Raw genomic sequence first — 23,329 nt, 5'->3', positions numbered from 1 at the left:
CTCAGGATGCCCGTTTGGGCGTCGTAGCTGACGGTGATTTTGCTGTTGGTCACATCAGCAATCAGCACGTCATCGGTCATGTGGTTGATCAGCGTGACCTTGGCGCTCTGCAGGGTGCTGTTGTCAACGTCGCTGACGGTCAGGTTCGCCGCGACATAGCCGCCGGGTTTGCCTTCGATGTAGGTGTCGCCGAAGTTGTTGGTGGAACCGTTGCCCAGTACCGGCGCGTCGTTCACCGCAATCACATTGATCGGCAGGGTAATTGACTCAATCTTCGGCGTGGCAGTGCCGTCCTGCGCCGTGGCGGTCACGGTGAGGTTCACCAGGCCGTTGGCGTTTGGTACTGGGTTGTAGACCAGTGTGGACTTGTTCCAGCCGCTGATATCAACGCTCTGATTGCCAGCCGTAGCCGTGAAGCTGTTGCCCGAGCCATCCGAAATGGTCGCGCCGTCCGGAATGCCGCTGATTTCCAGCTTCAGGGTCTCGGAGCCATCTTTATCGGTGGCGTAGGCATCAATGGCCGACAGCTTGATCGCGTGGTCTTCCAGGCCGGTGTTCAGCACCTGGGTCACGCTGATGTTGTCGAGCACACCGCCGAAGGAGTTGTTGGTGTCGCCCGTTGGCGCTTTGAATTCGAGTTTGGCATCGCCATCGGCGGTAACCGGCACCACGAAGGTGTAGGTCTTCATGCCAACAACGGTGGTGTCGAGGGTACCGACTTTGACGCCGCCCCAGAACACATCGATCACCGAGTCATTTTCGGCGCCCGCACGAGGCGAGTAGTCAACCGAGATGGTGTACGCGGTGCCGCTTTCGGCCTTGATGATGGTGTACAGGCTCGAATCGTCGCCGGCATTCTTTTCCAGCTCGATGACCTGGCTGTTGCCTGGGGTCTCTACGCCGTAGGTGCCGCTTTGGCCGATCTCGACTTGGCCATCAGCGTTGCCGGTCAGCCATGGCGTGGACGGGGTGGTACCGGCGGCGTTGTTGGCATCGCCCACCGCAACCGTGCCCCACGCACCGTTGATCGGTGCGCTGTCGAAGTTGATCGAGGTTACTGTGCCGCCGCCACCCAGGCTCAGGTGTGGGGTGTCGGTGACCGGGGCAATCGTGACCACCACGGTGGCCTCGGCGCTGGACTCGCTAGGCTTGCTGCCATTGGCGCCAGTCACGCCATCGTCGACCGCCGTGAATTTCACCGCGGTGGTGCCGCTCCAATCAGCGGTTGGCGAGAAGTAAACCGACGCTTTGCCGTCTGCACCCGCCGCAACCGAATCGCCAACCTTGAGTTCAGTGGTCAGGGTCTCGTCGCTGTACAGCTTGCCGTTTTCCGGCAAGGCGGTGATGACGAACTTGACGACAGTGCCGTCCACGTCCGCGCCGCTCAGGACGATGGTGGCAACGTGGTCTTCATTCGCGCCAGTGGTTGTTCCCGATGCAGTCGGGGCATCGTTGACCAGGTCGATTGCCACCTTACCGGTAGCGCTGCCGGTCAGCGCCGGGTCGCGGGCCAGGTTACCGCCGCCGATGTCGGTGACGTCGATGGTGACGGTGCGATCCGCGCCGTCCAGGTTATTGCCAGGGCTTTGGAAGGTGATGGCGTCGATGATCTTGGTAAAGTCGGCGGCGCTGCTACCTTTAGACGAGTCGCTGGTCAGGGTGTAGATGACCTTACCATCAGCGGCGGTGCCGGTTTGGGTGATGGTGATACCGGCTACAGCCAAGGCCTTGAGCACGTCGGCGCTGCTCAGCAGGTCGCCGGACGCCAGGTGATCAACGGTGACCACGACTTTGCTGAAGGTGGTGTTGTCGACGTCGGTGATGCTCAGGTTTTTGACCAAAGCCACCGCGCCGCCTTGCTCGGTGAACACAGCGTTCTCGAAGCTCACCACCGGCTTGTCGTTTTCTGGAACCACGTAGACGGTGGAGTTCACCGGTGCCGAGTCTGCCTGGCCATCGTTGACGGTAATGGTCAGCTTGCGGTCAATCGGGCTTGGGTCTTCGCTGGTGCTGGCGAAATGCACCGAGCGCAGCACTTCCTGGTATTCGGCCTTGGTGGCTTCGCCGGACAGGCTCAGGATGCCGGTTTGGGCGTCGTAGCTGACGGTGATTTTGCTGTTGGTCACATCAGCAATCAGCACGTCATCGGTCATGTGGTTGATCAGCGTGACCTTGGCGCTTTGCAGGGTGCTGTTGTCGACGTCGCTGACCGTCAGGTTCGCCGCGACGTAGCCGCCGGGCTTGCCTTCGATGTAGGTGTCGCCGAAGTTGTTGGTGGAGCCGTTGCCCAGCACCGGCGCGTCGTTCACCGCGATCACATTGATCGGCAAGGTGATCGACGCAATCTTCGGCGTGGCAGTGCCGTCCTGCGCCGTGGCGGTCACGGTGAGGTTCACCAGGCCGTTGGCGTTTGGCACCGGGTTGTAGACCAGTGTGGACTTGTTCCAGCCGCTGATATCAACGCTTTGATTGCCAGCCGTAGCCGTGAAGCTGTTGCCCGAGCCATCCGAAATGGTCGCGCCTTCCGGAATGCCGCTGATTTCCAGCTTCAGGGTCTCGGAGCCATCTTTATCGGTAGCGTAGGCATCGATGGCCGACAGCTTGATCGCGTGGTCTTCCAGGCCGGTGTTCAGCACCTGGGTCACGCTGATGTTGTCGAGCACGCCGCCAGCGCCGTTGTTGGTAGAACCGGCCGGGGCTTTGAATTCGAGTTTGGCGTCACCGTCGGCAGTGACCGGCACCACGAAGGTGTAGGTCTTCATGCCAACCACGGTGGTGTCCAGGGTGCCGACTTTGACGCCGCCCCAGAACACATCAATCACCGAACCATTTTCTTCACCCGCGCGTGGCGAGTAGTCGACCGAGATGGTGTACGCGGTGCCGCTTTCAGCCTTGATGATGGTGTACAGGCTGGCGTCGTCGCCGGCATTTTTTTCCAGCTCGATGACCTGGCTGTTGCCTGGGGTTTCGACGCCGTAAACGTCGCTGTGACCGATCTCGACCTGGCCGTCAGCGTTACCGGTGAGCCACGGAGTACCGCCGGCCGCGTTGTTAGCGTCGCCAACCGCGACCGTGCCCCACGCACCGTTGATCGGGGCATTGTCGAAGTTGATCGAGGTTACCGTGCCGCCGCCACCCAGGCTCAGGTGCGGGGTGTCGGTGACAGGAGCAATCGTGATGTCGACGGTGGCCGGTGCACTGGCTTTGATGTCTGTGCCGTTGATGCCGCTGTCGACCGCAGTGAATGTCACCGACGTGGTGCCGCTCCAGTCCGCCGTCGGCGAGAAGTAGACCGATGCCTTGCCGTCCGCGCCGGCAGCGACCGAATCGCCCACCTTAAGCTCAGTGGTCAGGCTTTCATCGCTGTACAGCTTGCCGTTCTCTGGCAGGCCGGTGATGACGAACTGGGTGACGTTGCCATCCACATCAGCGCCGCTCAGTACGATGGTGGCCACATGATCTTCATCGGCGCCGGCTGTTGCATCCGATGCCGTTGGGGCGTCATTGAACAGCACGATATCCACCGTACCGCTGTGGCTGTCGCTCAGCGCAGGGTCACGGGCCTGGTTCTCGCCGCCGTTGTCGGTGACTTCGATGGTAACGGTACGCGCATCGCCGCTCGGGTTATTGCCCGGCGCCTGGAAGGTGATCGCTTCGACCACCTTGATAAAATCAGCCGCACTACTGCCCGCTGGCGAATTGCTGGTCAGGGTGTAGACGATCTTGCCATCAGCGGCGCTGCCGGTTTGGGTGATGGTGATACCCGCAACCGCGAGGGCCTTGAGCACATCGGCGCTGCTGAGCAGGTCACCGGAGGCCAGGTTATCGACCGTGACCACCACTTTGCTGAAGGTGGTGTTGTCGATGTCGGTGATGGTCAGGTTTTTGACCAGGGCCACCGCATCGCCTTTCTCCTCGCTGAACGAGGTGCTGTCGAACGTGATCACTGGGGCGTCGTTGACCGCCAGAACCGTAGTGGTGGCCGCTTCAGGGTTGGGCACCAGTTTTTCGTAGTTGCCGCCGTCGGCACCGGTGATGGTGACTTGGACGTTGAGGTCTTTGCCATCCGCCAGGTTGGCAGGCGCATCCACAGTGACTGTGCCGCTGGATTTACCCGCTGCGATGGTGATGGTGGTGTCGTTGGACAGTTTGATGACCACGTCGGTCTGCGCCGGGTTATCCACGGTCGCGGTGTAGACGATCTTGCCGCCTTCATCCACTGAACCGGTGGCGGTCAGGGTGACGGTGGTGGTGTCGATGGTGTCTGCAATTTGGGTCACCGCCGGGGCTGGGTCGGTAGTGATGTTCAGCTTGCCGCCGCCGGAGGTGCCGGTGATGGTGGCGGAGATCTCCGATGCGTCCAGGTAAGGCGTGTCGTTGCCCGCGTAAGTGACGTTCAACGCACCGGAGGTCTGGCCGGCAGCGATTACCACGGACAGTCCATTGGACAAGGTTACGGTCAGGTCGCTGGTCGGCGCTTGGGTGATGAAGACGGTGTACACCACCACGCCACCGGCTTCGGTGATGGTCGGCGTGGCGGTCAGGGTGATGGTGACGGCGCGCGTACTCTCACCGTTGTCGGTGTCGCCTGCCGTCAGCGGGGTGCCTACCGCGTCACCGGCGTTGAGGCCGGTGGTCGGGTAACCGATGGTGGGGTCAACCACGCCAGCGGTGGCCTCCAGCACAACGAAACTGTGGCTGCCCCCGGCGGAGCCTTCGGCACCTGCGGCGGTTTGGCCGGCAGCGGTGGCTTCCAGGTCTTGGGTCGGGTCGGCACCAGCGGCGATGGCTTGCTGCAGTTCGGCAACGGAGGGTGCGGCTTGGGCGGTGGCGGCGCTGAGGTCGGTGACCGAATCAGGAGCGTTGGCGCTCCACTGAGTGTCACGCCCCAAGTCGATGGTACGGCCGTCGGCCAATTCCAGAGACACGGCGCCCGATGCGCCGGTATCGACTTGCTCACCCGACAGCAGGCGATCCCCTTCTACAAGCAGGCGACGAATCCCTTCCGGGGAAACCGCGAACACTTGACCGACAATGCTTTTGACGACCGCAACGCTGCTCATAAAAGACTCTCCGTGTATTACCGATCAGGGGTATCCATCATGGAGACCGGCCTCATTACCTATGCCGATTCGATAGCTGGAGTACTTAAAATTTGTGTGGAAAATTTGGCGTCAATAATTTGTTGTTTAGTTCAGCAAATTACTTTTCCGTCAAGGTATTGACCTATTTGGCGCCATCCTAAACAATCCGCCGGGTAATGTCACATTGATATTTAATCGGCTAACGACTTTCTGTTTGGACTACCAGGTCCCTATGACAAGCAGTCATTTCGGTTGCCAATTCCAATGCAAGATTTCACTTTTGTTGCGTGCTTAAGGCAACCACTCCCGGGGATACATCAGAATGCGTTTGCACCTTTTTAAAGCTGTGCCGTTTGCTCTCGCCGCCAGTTTCGTCCAGGCCCAAACCCTGACGGAGGCAATGCAAACCGCGGTGGAAAACCACCCGGAGATCCAGGCAGCTATTAATGCGCGCATTGCCGCCGACTATCAGGTACGCGAAGCCCAAGGCGGCTACCTGCCTAAAGTGGACTTGTTGGGGGGTTACGGCCGTGAAAGCTCCGACAACACCTCGACCCGTGCCGCCAGCAACAGCCATGACTGGAAAACCCTGAACCGTGGCGAATCGAGCATTCGCCTGCAACAAAACCTGTTCCAGGGTTTCGGCACCATCAATGAAGTGGGCCGCCAGCAAGCCACCGCCAATTCCCGTGGTTATGCGCTGCTCAATACGTCCGAGCGCACCGCGCTGACAGTCGCCCAGGTGTACCTGGATGTGCTGACCCGTCGTGAGATGGTGAGCCTTGCAGAAGACAACCTTAAGAGCCACGAACGCATTTTTGACCAGATCAAACTGCGCACCAGCCGTGGCGTCGGAAGAATGGCGGACATGGACCAGGCCGAAGCCCGACTGGCTCAAGCGCAAAACAACCTGATCACCGAGCAGACCAACCTGGCGGATGCCAACACCAACTTTTTGAGCGTGGTCGGCCAAGAGCCTGACCAGCTTGAGCGTCCACTGGGCGTTGTGACCGAGCTGCCTGCCAGCCTGGATGACGCACGTCGCCAGATGATCGCCGACAGCCCGGTGCTGCGCTCGGCCGAGTCGGACATCGCCGCTGCCGAAAAGCAGTACGAAGCCGCCAAGTCGACCTTCTACCCGCGTTTTGACGCCGTACTGCAACGCTCGGCCAACAACAACATCGGCGGCGAAGAAGGCCATGACAATGGCTACTCCGCAATGCTGAACATGCAGTTCAACCTGTTCAACGGCGGCAGCGACAAGGCCAGCCTGCAGTCCAAGGCTTCCCAGGCCACCCAGGCGCTGGATATCCGCAACAACGCCCTGCGCCAGCTGAACGAAGAGTTGGGCCTGGCCTGGAACGCCTACAACAACGCCACCCAACAGGTGCCGATTGCCCAGCAATACGTGGACCGCAGCACCAAGGTGCGCACCTCGTACCAGCAGCAGTTCAGCCTGGGCGAGCGTACACTGCTCGACCTGCTCGACAGCGAGAACGAACTGTTCACCGCCCAGCAGCGTTTGGCCCAGATCAAAAGCCTGCACATCTATACGCAGTACCGTATCAAGGCCGACATGGGTCAATTGCTGAGAAGTCAGGGCGTGGTTGCGCCGATGGCATCAGTTGTGCAAAACGATATTAAACCGTCGGTAAACCTGCCAGGGATGAACTGATTCTTGACGGCGTTGGACCACAGAACCGCTTAAGAGAGAGTCAGCTTGGATCCTGAAATTGGTGTGGCGCAACTTAACCATGACCCGCGCACTCAGCACGACGACCCATTGCTAGACGGGTTGTTGGCTCTCTGCTCGCTGCATTACAAGCCCGCCAGCCGGGCCATGCTGACCACCGGTCTGCCCTTGGCGGGGCAGCGCCTGAGCGCTGATTTGCTGCCACGCGCAGCGGCCAGGGCCGGTCTGCAGGGGCGCATGCTGCAGCGCAAGCTGGAGCAGATCCCGTCCATCGCATTGCCGGCCTTGCTGCTATTAAAGGAAGGGCGCTGTGCGGTGCTGTTGAGCTGGGAGGGTGACACCGCCCGCTTGCTGCTCAGCGAAAGTGACGGCGGCGAAGTGCAGGTTTCCCGCGAGGCGCTGAGTCAAGATTACAGCGGTCGGGTTTTCTTCGCCCAGCCGCAACATAAATTTGACGTCACCAGCGGCACGCTCATCCCCCGCGCACGCTCGTGGTTCAAAGACACCCTCAAGCGCTCGCGCTGGCTGTACGCCGACGCCATCGCCGCCAGCCTGGTGATCAACCTGATCGCCCTGGCTGCGCCCCTGTTTGTCATGAACGTGTATGACCGCGTGGTACCCAACCAGGCCACGGCAACCCTGTGGGTGCTGGCCATCGGTATCTGCGGCGCCTACCTGTTCGACCTGTTGCTCAAGAGCATGCGCAGCCTGTGCCTGGACCTTGCGGGCAAGAAAACCGACTTGATCATTTCCGCGACGCTGTTTGAGCGCATCGTGGGCATGTCGATGAAAATGCGCCCGGCGCGTGTCGGCAGCTACGCCTCCAACATCCATGAGTTTCAGGGGATGCGTGACTTTCTCACCTCCCTGACGCTTGCCAGCCTTATCGACTTGCCGTTTACCCTGATCATCCTGGGGGTGATCGCGCTGCTGGGAGGCCACTTGGTGTGGATCCCTATCGTGGCCTTCCCGTTGGCCCTGGGCATTGGCCATTTCCTGCAAAAACCACTGACTGCAACGCTGGAACGCACCATGGCCCTGAGCGCCGAACGCCAGTCGAGCCTGATCGAAACCCTCGCCGGGCTGGATGCGGTCAAGGTCAACAACGCCGAAAGCGAGCGCCAGTACCAATGGGAGCAAACCATTGGCACCCTCAGCCGCCTGGAACTGCGGGTCAAGGTGCTGTCGGGCCTGGCAATGAACATCACGCTGCTGATCCAGCAACTGGCCGGCGTGGCGATGATCATTTTCGGCGTGTACCAGATCATCGACGGCACCCTGAGCATGGGCGGCCTGGTGGCGTGCTACATGCTCAGCGGCCGCGCGCTTGGCCCATTGGCTCAGCTGTCGGGCCTGCTGACCCGTTACCAGCAAGCCAAGGTAACGATGGTCTCGGTAGACCAGATGATGGAACTGCCGCAAGAGCGCAACTTCGACGAGCGCCCCCTCAGCCGCAAAACGCTGCAAGGCGCGATGACGTTCCGCGAGGTCGACTTTACCTACCCGAACCAGCAAAACCTGGCGCTGCGTGGGATCAACCTGAACGTTCGCCCTGGCGAAAAAATCGGCATCATCGGCCGCAGCGGCTCGGGCAAAAGCTCCCTGGCCAAGCTGCTGGTGGGCCTGTACCAACCGGACTCGGGCTCATTGCTGGTGGACGGCGTCGATATCCGCCAGATCGACGTCAGCGAACTGCGCCACAACATCGGCTACGTCGCCCAGGACATCCAACTGCTGGCCGGCACCCTGCGCGACAACCTGGTGTCCGGTGCGCGCTACGTCGACGACGAAATGGTGCTGCAGGCCGCCGAGCTGGCCGGCGTGCATGAGTTTGCCAGGCTGCACCCGCAGGGTTACGAACTGCAGGTGGGCGAGCGCGGGCAGAACCTTTCCGGCGGTCAACGCCAGAACGTGGCCCTGGCCCGTGCGCTGCTGCTCAACCCACCCATCCTGCTGCTGGACGAACCCACCAGCGCCATGGACAACACTGGCGAAGAGCGCCTCAAACAGCGCCTGCAAGCCGTTATCGAAAACAAGACGGTGATTCTGGTCACCCACCGCGCCTCGCTGTTGAGCCTGGTGGATCGCCTGCTGGTGATCGACCGTGGCCAGATACTCGCGGACGGCCCCAAAGCGGCCGTTATGGAAGCGCTGAAAAAGGGGCAGATCAGTGTTGCTTAAGTCCGGCCCAGGCCGTTGGAAAGATGTGATCTTGCGCTACTTCAAAGGCAGCGATTCCCTCGACGATCAACCCTTGCCCGAGGTCGAAAAGGCCCTGATCGACGATGCCCCGCGCATCGTGCGCCTGACCATCTGGGGCGTGATCGGCTTCTTCGTGTTCCTGCTGCTGTGGGCGCACTTCGCGATCATCGATGAAGTGACCAAGGGCGAAGGCAAGGCGATCCCCTCGTCACGCATCCAGAAGATCCAGAACCTGGAAGGCGGCATCGTCGCCCAGATCTACGTGCACGAAGGCCAGATAGTAGAAGCCGGCGCGCCGCTGATTCGCCTGGACGATACCCGCTTTGCCTCCAACGTCGGCGAAACCGAAGCCGAGCGCGTGTCCATGGAACTGCGCGTGGAGCGCCTGAGCGCAGAAGTCGACAACCGCCCGCTGAACATCACCGAGGATGCCCGCAAAGCCGTGCCAAACCAGGTGTCCAACGAAGAGTCGCTGTACGTCAGCCGTCGCCAACAACTGGCAGATGAAGTGGGCGGGCTGCAACAACAACTGCTGCAACGCCAGCAGGAACTGCGGGAATTCAGCTCCAAGCAGGAGCAATACCGCAACAGCCTGAACCTGCTGCGCCAGGAAATCGGCATGTCCGAACCCCTGGTGCAACAAGGCGCGATCTCACCGGTAGAAGTGCTGCGCCTCAAACGCTCCGAGGTAGAAACCCGCGGCATGCTCGACGGCACCACCCTGGCCATCCCCCGCGCCCAGGCCGCCATCAACGAAGTGCAACGCAAAATCGACGAAACCCGTGGCAAATTCCGCAGCGAAGCCCTGGCCCAGTTGAACGAAGCACGCACCCTGCTGAGCAAAGCCCAGGCCACCTCCAAAGGCCTGGAAGACCGCGTCAGCCGCACCATGGTCACCTCCCCCGTGCGCGGCATCGTCAAGCAAATGCTGGTCAACACCGTCGGCGGCGTGATCCAGCCCGGCAGCGACATGGCCGAAGTGGTCCCGCTGGACGACACCCTCCTGGTGGAAGCCAAGATCCGCCCACAAGACATCGCTTTCCTGCACCCCGGCCAGGAAGCCATGATCAAATTCACCGCCTACGACTACACCATCTACGGTGGCCTCAAAGGCAAACTCGAACAGATCGGCGCCGACACCGTGATGGATGAAGAGAAGAAAAACACCTTCTACATCATCAAACTGCGCACCGACCGCAGCCACCTGGGCACCGATGAGAAGCCACTGCTGATCATCCCCGGCATGGTTGCCTCGGTGGACATCATCACCGGCAAGAAAAGCATCTTGAGCTACCTGCTCAAGCCAATCATCAAGTCCCGCGCAGAGGCGATGCACGAGCGTTGATCGCAGGTTAATGGGGTGAGATTTGCGAAAACTTGGGTTTTCGCAAAAATAGTCAGATTTCAGGGGTTTACAGAACCTTGCCAGTCGCTATAATCGTCGCCCAACACGCCGGTATAGCTCAGTTGGTAGAGCAACTGACTTGTAATCAGTAGGTCCCGGGTTCGACTCCTGGTGCCGGCACCATATAAGACGAAGCCCCTGCAGAAATGCAGGGGCTTTGTTGTTTCTGGAATTTGAACAGGAAATTCCCACACCTCGGTGTCCCGTTCTCTCACCAGTGGGTGCGTGGCCGTTGCCGCGTGTGAAATATCCCAAGGATTTGAAGTCGATCACCCCGTACACGATAGGGGATGAGATAAGACCAGTTGGGCACCGCCCATTCACGTGTATTTTTGACTCGACCCTCACGACCCGAGGCTGGGAATTGAGACAGCATGTCTACGCTGGCGAAGATCGCATCAGAGAAGTCGTCAGCGGCCTTAGGATTTTCAAGGGCTATGTAACTCGCTTCGTCTTCCAAGTTCTTGAGGGCTTTCTCAAGCCACTCAACCCGCATTCCTGCTCCAACGCCGAGCACGCATCGCCGCAACCTGCTCGTCGGTGGCGAATTTACCTTGATCAGCTTCTTCTACCGCCAGCTCAATCTGTGCAGTAAGCGTCCGCTCGTGTTCGATGTAGTCGCGTAGAACGTCCATTGCCAGATAGGTCACAGTTTGGCCATTTGTCTTGGCTAGATCGGAGAGAGAATTCGAAAGGTCTTCCGGCAGATTCAGGGATATCCCGGTCATGGCAGCCTCGATGATGGTAAACGTTTGCAGGGCATCTTACACCGTCAGCACTTACGTGAATTAGCAGGTCGTCGCCGGTTTTATCCCGACGCCTCGCAGCGTGTGTACGCAAAGTGCACCTTTCGAGCTTTAGGCTAAATTATGTACTGGCAATAATTATGGCTGAACCATAAGCACGGCTAATCGCAGCGGCGGCCAAAGCCTCTGTAGGGGAATCCCCGATTTGTCATAGGCCCAACACATCGTGTCTACTGCGCCATCAACAGTGCCATCATTTACTGGCCTGCTTTGAGTACCTCATGGCCGAGACGCTCCCATGACGAACACCCCACCCGCCATCAAGCTCAGTACCCTTCGGCCCATCGCGCCCTACTTGAGTATGCGTGGGGTATCGCCGCTGGAGTTCTTCCGTCGCTTTGACATCTCCCCTCATGTTTTCCAGAACCCTGAAGCCTGGGTGCCCCGCGCGGCCTGTTTTCATATCGCCAACGAGATGGCCGCTGCCGCGCAGGACCCTTTCGCCGGGGCGATGGTGGGCCATCTGACGGATGTGCGCTCCACTGGCATGTGGGGCGAGTTGATTTTGGGCTCGACCAACCTTGCACAAGCCTGTGCGTCGGCGGCGGTGCATACGAATCTGGTGCATCAAGGTAGTGATGTGACGATCGTGACCGAAGGCCGAACCACGCGGCTGATCCAGCACTTTACCGGGCAGCATGAAGCCGACCCCCGGCAAGTGATTTTCGGCACCCTGGCGGTGCTTCGCAAAGTACCGCTTATGGCCGGCGCACCGGGGGCCATTCGGGTGCATTTGAAAAACGCCCGGGAAAAGGGTGACGAGGCGCTTGAGCAAATCCTGGGGCCGAACCTGGTGATGAACGCCGCCTACAACATGATCGAATTTGATCGTGAGCTGCTCGACGTTCCCCTGCAGCCGTTCAACGACGGGGCGCGCAAAACCACCCAAGCGTTGAATTCAACGGCCACTGCCGCTGACGTGCTCGCCGGAGCGATAGCGGACCAGGAACACTCCAAACTCGCGACTATTTCCAGAAAGATCGGCCTGTCGGTTCGAACGCTGCAACGGCGCCTCGAACTGTGTGGCATCGACTTCGACGCGCTACGTGACGAGACGCGGCGCAGCGAAGCCCTTCAACTGATTGCCAGTGGCCGATACAGCGCGACCGAGATTGCCTACATGGTCGGCTACAGCGACCCGGCGCACTTTACCCGTGCCTTCAAGCGTTGGACGGGAAGCCCACCGTCGCGCTTTCGCGCGCTCTTGTTGAAACAAGACACCTGACCCCTCCCCTCTGGTGAGCGGCCTCGCTCACTGTGCTTTTGGCGCCAAATGGCAAGTTTGCGCCGAGGCGTTCTTATACAGTCAAAAAATCAACGCCAACTTATAAAACCAAGGGGTTTCAATGTCTCGTTTATCCACGGCTTGCATCTCGGCCATGGCACTGGTGACGTTTGCAAGTGCGAACGCTCAGTCATCAATACCGGTAGGTGTGGATAACTTTGCGCGTGCCGAATCCGATCTGTACTTGGGGAAAATGGTCGCGACAGGCAGTTTGGGCAAATTTGTACACAGTCGTGAAGCGGTGCCCATCGATGCCCAGAATGTGGTGCGGATGAATCGGGACACGCTCTATTCATCAGCAGTGTTCGACCTTGATGCCGGCCCGGTCACGATCACCTTGCCTGAGGCCGGTGGGCGCTTTATGTCGATGGCGGTGATCAACGAAGACCACTACGTACCCTTCGTCACCTACGGCGCCGGCAGCCGCACGCTGACCAAAGACGCGGTGGGCACGCGCTATGTGTTTGTGGCGGTGCGTACGTTCTTCGACCCCGCAGACCGCAAAGACCTGGAGACGGTGCACGCACTGCAGGACGCCATGCAGGTCAGCCAGGCCAAGGTGGGGGAGTTTGTGGTTCCCAAGTGGGACCCGGTGAGCCAGGCCAAGGTGCGCAGTGCCCTGGAAGTGCTGGGTTCGACCATTCCTGATTACAACCAGTCCTTTGGGCCCAAGGGGTCGGTCAACCCGATCCATCACTTGATCGGCACTGCAACGGGCTGGGGCGGAAACCCGGCCAAGGATGCGATCTACCTGGGCGGCGTGATGCCGCAGAACGATGGCAAAACCGTTTACCGGCTCAAGGTTGGGGACGTGCCGGTGAACAGTTTCTGGTCGGTGAGTGTTTATAACGCTGACGGTTATTTCCAGAAGAACCCCTATGACGCCTATTCCCTGAATAACTTGACCGCCCAGAAAAGTGCCGATGGTTCGATGGTTATCCAGTTCGGCGGTTGCGACGGGAAGATCCCGAATTGCCTGCCGACTACTCCCGGCTGGAACTACACGGTTCGGCTTTATCAGCCAAGCGAACAAATCCTGAATGGCCAGTGGAGCTTCCCAAAACCACAACCCGTCGATCTCTAATCATTAACGTGCAGCACGCGAACATTTGGCGTTGCGCCAGGGGAAAGCAGCAATGACAGCCATCAGTGGTTTGAACGTTATCAAGCATCCTGCACTGCTCGTAACAGGCACAGCCCTCGCCTTGGCGATGGCGTTGCCTGCACAGGCAAACGAAGCCAGTGAACCCTCCGTTACCGTCGGCGGCGGGCTTGCCGTCGGCCCGTTGTACGAAGGTTCTTCACACTACGCCGCGTTCCCGTCACTGAAATTCAAAGCCGTGCTGCCCACCGAAAACTGGGGCCACTTCACCGCAGCCTTCCCGGAAGGCTTGCGCTGGGACCTGCCGGGGCTGGCACCGTTCGGCGTTGCGCTGTTGCTGGGTTATGACCAGGGGCGCAAGGAGCGGATCCACACCCTGGGCGGCCGTGATGACTACCTCAAGGGCATGGGCAACCTGGACAGCACGGCGCTGGTCGGGGCCGAAGCCTACTGGACCTTGCCCGCTGGGCGTCTGTTCGTGCGCGGCCTGCAAGCCGCCGAAAGCCGCGACTACGGTGGCGAAAGCCTGGGCCGTACTCGGTACCTGGAAGCGGGTTTCGCCACCGCCTACAGCCTGTCCAACACCTTGACCCTGGACTCGACGCTGTACGGCACCTGGAGCAATGACAACGACATGATGGCCCGCTACGGCGTCACGGCCCAGCAAGCGGCGCGCACCCAGTTCGACGAATACCACCCCGGCGGCGGCATGCGTGACGTCACCTTGAAACTGGGGCTGACCTGGCAATGGCAACCACAGCTGGCACTGGAAGGTGGCATCAAGGCCTACGCCCTGACCAGCGACGCACGCAATAGCCCGCTGACGGGCGAAAAGGTCGGCGCCGGCGCCTACCTGAATGCCCTGTACCGGTTTTGATAAGGGAACACGCAATGAACACACTGTATAAACAGCTGGGCCTGGCAGGCCTGCTTTGCTCCGGCTGGGTGCTTGCCGACGATGCCGCCCCCAAGGTCACCGACCCGCACTTCAAGCTGGCACCCGGTTATCTGGACTCCAAAGACCTGCCCCTGCGCCTGGCGCTGCTGGGCGCGCCACCCAAGCCCGAGTCCGCAGCGCTTGCACGGGATGAAGAAGCCCGACGCGCGGCGCTGGCGCTACGGGGCACGGCGCGGGAGAAACTGGCAGCGGCGGACGCAGAACTGCAGTTCCCAGGCCCCGCGCAAGCGTTCTCCTGCGCGATGGGCACGCCCATCAGCGAGAAAACCACACCGCACCTTTACACCTTGATGCAACGCACCCTCTCCGATGCCGGCGGTTCCACCTATGCCGGGAAGAACGCCTACAACCGCACCCGCCCCTTCGTGGCCCACGAGGAAGGCACCTGCCGCGCCGATATGGAACCCTTGCTGCGCACTGATGGTTCGTGGCCGTCCGGTCATTCGGCGGCGGGTTGGGCCTGGGGCCTGTTGCTGGCTGAGGTTCAGCCGGCACGCGCGATCGAACTGATGACGCGTGGGTTGGCCTTCGGCCAGAGCCGGGTCATCTGCAATGCCCATTGGCAAAGCGACGTGGACGCTGGCCGCATCATGGGCGCTGCAACCGTGGCGAGCCTGCATGGCAATGCCGCGTTCCTCGCGGACCTGGCGGCCGCCAAGGAAGAGGTCAAGGCGGCGCAAAAAGCAAATCTCAAACCTACGCAAGACTGCGCAGCCGAAGCCGTGGCGCTCTCGCTTACCCAGCACTGACCGGGGAAACACCATGATGCACAACCACAAACCACGCCCGTCCTGGCGAGGCCTGGCGATGCTGGTGGGCGCCTGTGTCGGCCTGCCCGGCGTGGCCGCGGCGGCCGACAACGACGAGTGGATATTCAACGGCGGCCCCTACGTGTGGGGCGCCGGTATCCGTGGCCACGTGGGCCATCGCGACACCGGCACCCAGTTTATAAAGTCCGATTTCTCCGACATCGCCAAGACGGTCGATATGTCGGTGATGCTGATGGGCGAGGCGCGGCGCGGGCCCTACAGCGTCATCGCCGACCTGATGTACATCGATACCGACACCCGCACACGCCTGCCGCTGGGCATTGTCGCCAACAAACTTGAGGTCCAGAGCAAGACGGCTTCCGGTTTCCTGGGCGGCGGTTACACCGTGTTGGGGGACGAGCACCGCCGTGTGGATGTGGCCGGCGGCGTGCGTGTCTGGTACAGCGACACCCTCCTTACGTTTCACGGCGGCCCCGCTGGCGGGCGCTCCGGTTCCGACAGCGCGACCTGGGCCGACGCCATGGTGGGGCTGCGCGGGCACTATGGGGTGAATGAGCGGTTCTGGCTGTCATCGTGGGGCATGGTGGGTGGCGGGCAGTCTCGGGAGGACTGGGACCTGGCGGCGCTGGCGGGCTGGGAGTTCTGGCCCGGCTTTTCAGCGGTGGCTGGGTACAGGGCCATGGGGGTGAATTATCGCCATGATGGTTTTGTGTACGACATCGTCCAGAAGGGGCCGTTGTTGGGGATCAGCGGGCGGTTTTGAAGGGGTATACGCAGACGCCCCGGCCGTGATCGGTCGAGGCGTCTGGGGCGGCTATTTGATTGAGCTTGCTCTCTCACCACTGGTGACTGCTATCCCCACTAGTGACCGGCGCTTTGCCCACCATCCACATGCAGGATCTCACCGGTCACAAACCCGGCGTTCTCCAGGTACACAATCGCCTGGGCGATATCGCTCACCTCCCCCATGTGCCCAACCGGGTGCAATTGCCCCAGCGCCTGATGGGTGTCGGCGCCATGCATCGGCGTTTTGATGATCCCTGGGCTCACCGCATTCACCCGGATCCCGCGCTTGGCGTATTCAATCGCCAGGGATTTGGTCGCCGAATTCAGGCCGCCTTTGGTGAGGTTGGCGAGCACCGAGGGCACGCCGTCGATGGCGTGGTCAGCCAGGCTGGTGGTGACGTTGACGATATGGCCAGCGCCGTTCTTTTCCATCTCGGCAATTGCCAGTTGGGTGATGTAGAAAAAGCCATTGAGGTTCACCGCCAGCACGCTGGCGTAGTCCTCCTGGGTGTAGGCGGTGAACGGTTTGGCGATGAAGATGCCGGCGTTGTTGATCAGGCTGTCGATGCGCCCGAACGTGGCCAGGGCTTCGCGGATGACGCGTTGGGCGGTGGCGGGGTCGGCGATGTCACCGGCGACGGTGAGAATGTCGGGGTCGGTGGACGGCTGGATCGAACGGGAGGTGGCGACCACCCGGTAATCCAGGGCGCGATAGGCTTGGACCACGGCGGCGCCGATGCCTTGGGAGGCGCCGGTAATAATGACGACTTTGCTCATGATGATGCTCCGGTAGGGTTTCAGGCTGGGATTAGCGGTACTGGTTGGTGGGGCCAATCTAAAACGTCGCAGGAAGGGGATAAAGGTGGGGCGGAGCACTTCATTAATGATGTGGTGTAACAGATCGCGACACTGCGAGGGCTGATCTACAGGCATAAAAAAACCCCGAGCCAGTCGGGGTTTTTTATCGCCCGGAATCAGGCGCTACACACGATCACTTAGAACACATTGATCGGGTAGTCGGCGAACAGACGCAGTTCGTTACCACCTACGTTGTAGTCGCTGGCGTTGCTGGAGACGCGCAACCAGGACGCACGAGCACGCAGGCTCAGGTCTTTGGCCGGGCCGCTCTGAACCACGTATTTGAACTGGTTGAAGATTTCACGCTCGGTGCCATTGCCACGGTTGGAACCGTCGTCAATGTTGGTGCCGCGCACGTAGGCGATGTTGTAGGTCAGGCCAGGTACACCGAAGGCACTGAAGTCCAGGCCGTAGCCGGCTTGCCAGGAGCGCTCGTCCTTGCCGTTGAAGTCAGACCAGTAGGAGTTGGCCAGCAGGATGGTGTTGCCACCGTCGCCGATACCGGTGTCGCGGGTGTTGTCGCGATAGCCGCCGTACAGGTAGCCGGTGTCGCCGGTGCTGCGCTGGTGCGCAACGGTGAAGCTGTGCGGGCCGACAGCCCATGTAGCGCCCAGGCTCCAGATCTTGTTGTCGCGCGCGTCGCCATCGCCACGTTGCTCGGCGAAGCTGCGATCCAGCTTGGTCTTGTAGCCGTTGAAGTCAAAGGTCAGCGACTGTTTCTCTGGCAGGGCCAGCACGTAGTTGACGTTGACGTATTGCTTCTTCAGCACGTCCTGCATGTTGGAGGCATACAGTGCCGCCGACAGGCTTTCGGTGAATTTGTAGCTACCACCGAGGTAGTCGATGCGCTTCAGGTTGCCGCTGTCGGTGCCTTCGGCACTTTTGCGGGCTTCCTTGGTGAAGTGACCGGCGTCCAGTTGCAGGCCTTCGATCTCTTTGGAAACAATCGAAGTACCGGTGTAGGTTTCGGACAACAGACGGGAGTTGTCGTAGGCCAGCACTGGGACGTTAGGGAACTGGTCACCGTACTTGAGCACCGTGTTGGAAACACGGAACTTGACGGCAGCGCCGCCCTTGGCCAGATCGTCAGCCGCGTCGCCATTGCGCGTCGAACCATCAGCGCGCGTGGAGCTTGAGCCTGTCTTGAAGAAGTCGATGCCACCGGCGCCAGCTCGGCCACGGCCACCGTCCAGACGGATAGCGTATTGACCGATCACGTCCACACCCACACCCACGGTGCCTTGGGTGAAGCCAGACTCGAACTTGCCGATGAAGCCTTGGCCCCATTCAGCTTTGTCTTGCTTGTGGTTTTTGTAGTCACGGCTGATGTAAGCGTTGCGTGCTGCGATGTTCAGGTGGCTGTCTTCCACGAAACCCTTGGATTGCTCCTGGTCGTTTGCCATGGCTGCCGATGCGCTCAAAATCCCCAGAGCGATCAGACTCATCCGTTGCTTCAACATTTTTTTATATTCCTTATTTCTGATTGATTACGCGCTACGACACCAGGCTCCGTATTGCTTTCTGGTGTCGACTTTTCCCGGATAAAAAAAGGCCCGCGGACGACTGAATACGCCGCGGGCCTTTTCTTATTGGATGAGTCATGGCTGTTAGCCACAGGCGTTGGGCGCCATCCTAGTCGCGCCCGGAACTTTGTGTCAATTTCGCGAATCGTCTGTATTTAGGCCAAATAATTCTAAGCAGCGGCCTACAGCCCTTCTAAAAACGACCTGATTGACCTGCAAAACGACCAAAAAACACATTTGGCAACACATTCGAAGGCTCAACAATATTTGAATGTGGAAGGGGGCTTGCGTTCTTCCACAGTTGGTCGCGGCGTTCTTCAGTTATTGAGCAGGTCACACAAGGCGTGCACCTCATCCTCGCTGAACAACCCTACCGGGTAGCGTTCACTCATCACACTGCGCAAATCAGGCTGCCTGATGGCGCGCGAGCCGTTTTCCTTCAACCAGTGCGCCAGCGCATGGATCGCATCACCGTTGACCCGCATGGGGTGGAACGTGCGCGTGTACATCAGGTTGATATCGGCATTCATTTTCGCGCTCTCTCCTACTGCGTGAGCGGCTAACTTACTCAAGGTTTATGACAGAACTGCGCAGTCATGAACCTGGGGCACTGTCGCAACACCGATACAAGAGCTATGCCAAGGTCTGCGGTTTATCACCATTCGGACACAAAAAAGCCCGCGACCGTGCGGGGCCGCGGGCTTGCTATAAGCGTTGAAACTGACGTGTGCCGGGGCGCCGTCATGGCGCCGTTACAAGTGCACTCAATTTTTGTGGGGAGCGGGCTGCTGTTGGGTCAGGCAATGAATATTGCCGCCACCCAGTAACAGTTCGCGCCCCGGCACCATCACCACTTCGTGCTGCGGGAACAGGTTCTGCAGGATGACCTTGGCCGGGCCGTCCAGCGGGTCGTCGAAGCTTGGCGCGATGATGCCGCCGTTGACGATCAGGAAGTTCACGTAGGAACCCGCCAGCCGCACGGTAGGATTACGTTCCTGGGTTCCGTCTACCGGGTCGACACCAGCGCACTCTTGCTCAGTGGCATACAGCGGCCCAGGGATTGGCATTTTGTGCACCGTGAACGAGCGGCCCTGGGCGTCGGTGCTGCCTTGCAGCACGTCCATGGCCGCGTGGCAGCGTGCGTAGTTCGGGTCTTGCGGGTCGTCGGTCCAGGCCAGCAACACTTCGCCGGGGCGCACGTAGCAGCAGAAGTTATCCACATGGCCGTCGGTTTCGTCGTTGAACAGGCCGTCCGGCAGCCAGATGATCTTATCCACAGCCAGGTTGGCGCTGAGCACTGCTTCGATCCCGGCGCGATCGAGGTGCGGGTTGCGATTGCGGTTGAGCAGGCACTCTTCAGTGGTAATCAGGGTGCCTTCGCCGTCGACGTGGATCGAACCACCTTCAAGCACAAAGCCTTCGGTACGGTAACGCGGCGCGCGTTCGATCTCGAGGATCTTGCCGCCCACCTGGGAGTCACGGTTCCACGGCGCATACAGGCCGCCATCAAAGCCGCCCCAGGCGTTGAAGTCCCAGTTCACACCGCGCACTTCACCCGTGTTGTTGATCACGAATGTCGGCCCGGTATCGCGCACCCAGGCGTCGTCGCTGGACATTTCCACCACGCGGATATTAGGCACATCCAAACGCGCACGGGCGTTTTCGTACTGTCCGGCAGACACCGCCACGGTCACCGGCTCAAAGCGCGCAATGGCCTTGGCCACGGCCACATGGGCTGCCTGCGCAGGCTTGCCGCCCAGGCGCCAGTTGTCTGGACGCTCGGGCCAGATCATCCAGGTCTGGGTCTGTGGCGCCCATTCGGCAGGCATGTAGAAGCCATCGGCGCGGGGGATGCTGTGCAGGGTGGTCATGGCGATCAGGACTCCGAATGGGGGTAAAGGCCGACTTTATAACGGATAAAAATCGGCTTTAAAAGGGACAAAAAATAATAACCAATGAATATGACACTAATTAACCGATAACAATCGACTAATCACAAGGCTTCATCCAGCACCTTCGACAGCATGTCGACAAAGAAATCCACACTGCGTTTGGACGTCACCATGGGCGGCTTGATCTTGAGGATGTTCAGGTAGTCACCCGTGGGCTGCATGAAGATCCCCAATTCCCGCAGGCGATCGCACAGCAGTGCGGTTTCTTCCGTGGCCGGTTCCAGGGTGTGCCGATCGCGTACCAGTTCCAGGCCCAGATAAAAGCCGGAACCGTGGACAGCACCCACCAGCGGATGACGCTCGATCAGTGCTTCCAACCGCGCCTTGAAATGCCCGCCCACCACCTGGGCGTTTTCCCACAGTTTTTCTTCCTCCATCACATCCAGCACGGCCATGCCGATGCGGCAACTGACCGGGCTGCCCCCCGACGAGGAGAAAAAATACCCCTCGGCCTCCAGCGCCTCGGCGATCTCGCGACGGGTGATCACCGCCCCCAGCGGCTGGCCATTGCCCATGCCCTTGGCCATGGTGATGATGTCGGGCACTACGCCCTGCTCTTCAAAGCCCCAGAAGAAGTGGCCCATGCGGCCGTAACCCACCTGCACTTCATCGGCGATGCACACGCCGCCCTGGGCGCGAACCAGGGCATACACCTGCTGCAAATAACCCGGTGGCAGGGAGATACCGCCGGCATTGCCGTACACCGGCTCACAGATAAAACCGGCGAGTTGGCGCTTGCTCGCGGCAATTTTCGCAAGGTTGTGCTCCACGCTTCGTACGTAGTCTGGCGCGCTGTGCGGCCCACGAAACTCACCGCGATAGGTATTGGGCGCGGTCACCGGGTGTACCCATTCTGGACGGCTGCTCAGTGCCTGGGGGTTATCGGCAATCGAGGTGGACACCGCGTCCGCCGCCACCGACCAGCCGTGATACGCCTCCAGCACACTGAGCATGTCGCGCCCACCGCTGTAGGCCCAGGCCAGGCGGATGGCCAAGTCATTGGCCTCGGTGCCGCTGTTGACCAGGAACACCCGGTCCATGCTGCTTGGCGCCAACGCGAGCAAACGCTCGGAAAACTCGGCAATCGCCGCGTAGTGAAAGCGCGAGTTGGTGTTGAGCAGCGACCACTGCCGCGCCGCTACCTGCGCCATGCGCGGGTGGCCGTGGCCAAGCACCGCCACGTTGTTGAGCATGTCGAGGTAGGAGCGGCCCTGCATGTCGATCAGGTGGTTGCGCCAGCCCCGTTCGATGCGCGGTGGGTCGACGTAATAGTGCTTCTGGGAACGGGCAAAACTGGCATCGCGTCGAGCCAGCAGGGCCTGGGGGTCCAGCTCTGGCTCGGCATCACAGGCCAGGCCCAATAACGTCGCGGGCGAGGGACACAGGGCTTGCCACGCCAAGGCGCGAGACGGCGTGCAAAACAATGGAGGCTCAAGATCGGCACGGCACAATTGCACAGTCAGTGGGGCGTGCACTTCGCCCAGCACTTGTCCTTCGACCAACAACGCACCCTGTTTCAAGACGGTTTTTACCCCCCACAACCGCAGGCTCAATGCGACGCCGTGCACGCTAACCAAGCCGTCAGCGTCTTGATGCAACGTCCCGGCAAACGGCGCTTCGAGCACCGTGCCATGGGGCAAATGCAGCTCGACATGCAGCGGGAACGTCGCAGGCTCTGCTGCCTGGTCCGGGCAAGTGCGCGACAGCCGGTATTGCCCATACCGACTGGCCGCCAACCCATGCACCGCCGCCGCTTCATCCAGCAACCTGCGGTCGATGCCCGGTTGTTCCCAATTGCCGGCTTCGAAATGTGGGCTGAGTACGCCAAGGTCGATCAGTGCGAATTCGCGCCCCACCAACCCCGGCAACAGTGGCGCAAAATCCTGGTTGGCAAGGGCAGGCAGTGCGTCGCCAACGCAGCTCAGAATCGCCGCCTCCATCAACTCGAACGGCACCGACGTCGCCACATGGAAGATTTCCCACTCGTGCTCGGCGTTTTTCAGCAGGTAGCTGTTGTCCGGGTCCAGCCGTTGCTGCTGCTCGCTGCTGAGCACCAACACCGCAGCGCGGGCGACGATCAACGGCCACAGCGCCTGCAATTCTGCGTGCTGTAACGGCGTAACCGCGTGGCAGGCCTGAATCGCCGGCAGAATGGCAAAAGGGTCGCCTTCGGCATGGTGCAACAAGGCCGCGCAGGTCACCGACAGATCAGCAATGCGCCAGGTGTGCACCAGATCGCCAAAATCGATCACGCCCTCGACCTGCCAATGGCGTTGGGCATCGCGCTGCCACACCACGTTGTCGTCGGTGATATCCATGTGCACCGCTTGCCACGGCAGGTGATCCGCCAGGGGCCGCAGGTGCCTGTCGACCTGGGCAGCGACTTGCTCCAATACGGCGCGGTGGGGCAGGTTTTCCAGGGTGGCCAGCAAGTGGGCGATGAGCTCACCGGCATGGCGCGGGTCCCATTGCAGGGTGCGCTCAAGGCCTGGGTGTGTGAACGACGCCAGCGCCTGGCTCATGCGGCCGCACAAGTCGCCGAAACCTGCGATCACGTCGCGGCCGAGATGGGGCAGATGGGTCAGGGGTTGACCGTCGATGTAGTCCAGCACCCGCAGGTGCAGCGGCTGGCCATCGAGTGTGACGCTTAGAAGTTCGTCAGCGTTCAAGGCCTTGATGACCTTGGGCACGCGCACCCCCTGCAGGCTCTTGAGCGCGGCGTGTTGGGCCTGCAACTCCACGGCGGCATAGTCGCCCCGGCAGATTTTCAGAACAAACCGGCCGTGAGGGCTGTCGACTTTATAGTTGAGGTCTTGCTGGCTGCCCAGCGACTGCAAAGTGCCAGTAAGGCCGTAATACTGCTCCAGCAATCGTGCCGCCTGGTCGGGGCCTACTTGCGGGCAGG

General features: G+C 60.6%; 16 protein-coding genes and 1 tRNA gene. 9 read left to right on the top strand and 8 right to left on the bottom strand.

All coding sequences use genetic code 11. The features are described from left to right. A partial coding sequence (locus DYL59_RS29325) for a retention module-containing protein (RefSeq protein WP_135292285.1) occupies positions 1–5,063 on the bottom strand: 5,063 nt, incomplete at its 3' end. Positions 5,064–5,406: 343 nt separating this feature from the next. On the opposite strand from DYL59_RS29325, the gene DYL59_RS29320 reads away from it, so the two are divergent. From DYL59_RS29320 to DYL59_RS29305, 4 genes are all read left to right on the top strand, one after another. Next, positions 5,407–6,759: a TolC family outer membrane protein gene (locus DYL59_RS29320; protein WP_135292284.1), complete on the top strand. Its 1,353-nt coding sequence runs from the start codon at positions 5,407–5,409 to the stop codon at positions 6,757–6,759. A 45-nt stretch (positions 6,760–6,804) separates the two neighbouring features. Then, on the top strand, positions 6,805–8,958 hold the full coding sequence (locus DYL59_RS29315) for a type I secretion system permease/ATPase (protein WP_135292283.1): 2,154 nt from the start codon (positions 6,805–6,807) through the stop codon (positions 8,956–8,958). Continuing rightward, a complete protein-coding gene (locus DYL59_RS29310; protein ID WP_135292282.1) occupies positions 8,948–10,324 on the top strand; it encodes an HlyD family type I secretion periplasmic adaptor subunit in 1,377 nt (458 codons plus the stop codon). Before DYL59_RS29315 ends, DYL59_RS29310 begins: the two co-directional genes overlap by 11 nt. 107 nt (positions 10,325–10,431) lie before the next feature. Further along, positions 10,432–10,507, top strand: a tRNA-Thr gene (locus DYL59_RS29305). 88 nt (positions 10,508–10,595) lie between these two features. Here DYL59_RS29305 and DYL59_RS29300 read toward each other — a convergent pair. Together DYL59_RS29300 and DYL59_RS29295 are read right to left on the bottom strand one after the other, a co-directional pair. Beyond that, entirely contained in the window at positions 10,596–10,880 is a 285-nt protein-coding gene (locus DYL59_RS29300; RefSeq protein WP_135292281.1) for a type II toxin-antitoxin system RelE/ParE family toxin, read from the bottom strand. Next, positions 10,870–11,112: a CopG family ribbon-helix-helix protein gene (locus DYL59_RS29295; protein WP_135292280.1), complete on the bottom strand. Its 243-nt coding sequence runs from the start codon at positions 11,110–11,112 to the stop codon at positions 10,870–10,872. Before DYL59_RS29295 ends, DYL59_RS29300 begins: the two co-directional genes overlap by 11 nt. Positions 11,113–11,428: 316 nt before the next feature. Between DYL59_RS29295 and DYL59_RS29290 the strand changes: the two genes are divergently transcribed. The 5 genes from DYL59_RS29290 to DYL59_RS29270 all read left to right on the top strand — a co-directional run bounded on the left by DYL59_RS29290 (position 11,429) and on the right by DYL59_RS29270 (position 16,068). Next, complete coding sequence (locus DYL59_RS29290) at positions 11,429–12,415, top strand: helix-turn-helix domain-containing protein (RefSeq protein ID WP_135292279.1); 987 nt, start codon at positions 11,429–11,431, stop codon at positions 12,413–12,415. 121 nt (positions 12,416–12,536) lie between these two features. Beyond that, positions 12,537–13,559: a DUF1254 domain-containing protein gene (locus tag DYL59_RS29285; protein ID WP_135292278.1), complete on the top strand. Its 1,023-nt coding sequence runs from the start codon at positions 12,537–12,539 to the stop codon at positions 13,557–13,559. Between the two features lie 52 nt (positions 13,560–13,611). Then, entirely contained in the window at positions 13,612–14,454 is an 843-nt protein-coding gene (locus DYL59_RS29280) for a MipA/OmpV family protein (RefSeq protein ID WP_135292277.1), read from the top strand. Between the two features lie 14 nt (positions 14,455–14,468). Further along, positions 14,469–15,284 (top strand): acid phosphatase, encoded by an 816-nt coding sequence (locus DYL59_RS29275; protein ID WP_135292276.1) that lies wholly within the window; start codon positions 14,469–14,471, stop codon positions 15,282–15,284. 13 nt (positions 15,285–15,297) lie between these two features. Further along, a complete protein-coding gene (locus DYL59_RS29270) occupies positions 15,298–16,068 on the top strand; it encodes a hypothetical protein (RefSeq protein ID WP_135292275.1) in 771 nt (256 codons plus the stop codon). 98 nt (positions 16,069–16,166) lie between these two features. Here the strand turns inward: DYL59_RS29270 and DYL59_RS29265 are convergent, their stop codons facing one another. From DYL59_RS29265 to DYL59_RS29245, 5 genes are all read right to left on the bottom strand, one after another. Beyond that, positions 16,167–16,868 (bottom strand): SDR family NAD(P)-dependent oxidoreductase, encoded by a 702-nt coding sequence (locus tag DYL59_RS29265; RefSeq protein ID WP_135292274.1) that lies wholly within the window; start codon positions 16,866–16,868, stop codon positions 16,167–16,169. 218 nt (positions 16,869–17,086) lie between these two features. Beyond that, entirely contained in the window at positions 17,087–18,409 is a 1,323-nt protein-coding gene (locus tag DYL59_RS29260) for an OprD family porin (protein ID WP_135292273.1), read from the bottom strand. 380 nt (positions 18,410–18,789) lie between these two features. Next, entirely contained in the window at positions 18,790–19,002 is a 213-nt protein-coding gene (locus DYL59_RS29255) for a hypothetical protein (RefSeq protein ID WP_135292272.1), read from the bottom strand. Between the two features lie 234 nt (positions 19,003–19,236). Further along, positions 19,237–20,343 carry an agmatine deiminase gene (gene aguA, locus DYL59_RS29250; protein ID WP_135292271.1) on the bottom strand — a complete coding sequence of 369 codons (1,107 nt, stop codon included), beginning with the start codon at positions 20,341–20,343 and terminating at the stop codon, positions 19,237–19,239. 122 nt (positions 20,344–20,465) lie between these two features. Further along, positions 20,466–23,329, bottom strand: a 2,864-nt coding sequence (locus DYL59_RS29245; protein ID WP_238340780.1) for an aminotransferase, incomplete at its 5' end; no start/stop codon positions are given.

The organism is Pseudomonas kairouanensis (assembly GCF_004682055.1).
GTDB lineage: Bacteria > Pseudomonadota > Gammaproteobacteria > Pseudomonadales > Pseudomonadaceae > Aquipseudomonas > Aquipseudomonas kairouanensis.
Note: the sequence above shows the minus strand (reverse complement) of the source record. Positions and strands in the feature narration are given on the sequence as shown.

Coding starts and splice junctions, on each gene's coding strand:
- DYL59_RS29320 (WP_135292284.1), top strand. CDS start 5,407: ATGCGTTTGCACCTTTTTAAAGCTGTGCCGTTTGCTCTCGCCGCCAGT.
- DYL59_RS29300 (WP_135292281.1), bottom strand. CDS start 10,880: ATGCGGGTTGAGTGGCTTGAGAAAGCCCTCAAGAACTTGGAAGACGAA.
- DYL59_RS29295 (WP_135292280.1), bottom strand. CDS start 11,112: ATGACCGGGATATCCCTGAATCTGCCGGAAGACCTTTCGAATTCTCTC.
- DYL59_RS29290 (WP_135292279.1), top strand. CDS start 11,429: ATGACGAACACCCCACCCGCCATCAAGCTCAGTACCCTTCGGCCCATC.
- DYL59_RS29285 (WP_135292278.1), top strand. CDS start 12,537: ATGTCTCGTTTATCCACGGCTTGCATCTCGGCCATGGCACTGGTGACG.
- DYL59_RS29280 (WP_135292277.1), top strand. CDS start 13,612: ATGACAGCCATCAGTGGTTTGAACGTTATCAAGCATCCTGCACTGCTC.
- DYL59_RS29275 (WP_135292276.1), top strand. CDS start 14,469: ATGAACACACTGTATAAACAGCTGGGCCTGGCAGGCCTGCTTTGCTCC.
- DYL59_RS29270 (WP_135292275.1), top strand. CDS start 15,298: ATGATGCACAACCACAAACCACGCCCGTCCTGGCGAGGCCTGGCGATG.
- DYL59_RS29265 (WP_135292274.1), bottom strand. CDS start 16,868: ATGAGCAAAGTCGTCATTATTACCGGCGCCTCCCAAGGCATCGGCGCC.
- DYL59_RS29260 (WP_135292273.1), bottom strand. CDS start 18,409: ATGTTGAAGCAACGGATGAGTCTGATCGCTCTGGGGATTTTGAGCGCA.
- DYL59_RS29255 (WP_135292272.1), bottom strand. CDS start 19,002: ATGAATGCCGATATCAACCTGATGTACACGCGCACGTTCCACCCCATG.
- aguA (WP_135292271.1), bottom strand. CDS start 20,343: ATGACCACCCTGCACAGCATCCCCCGCGCCGATGGCTTCTACATGCCT.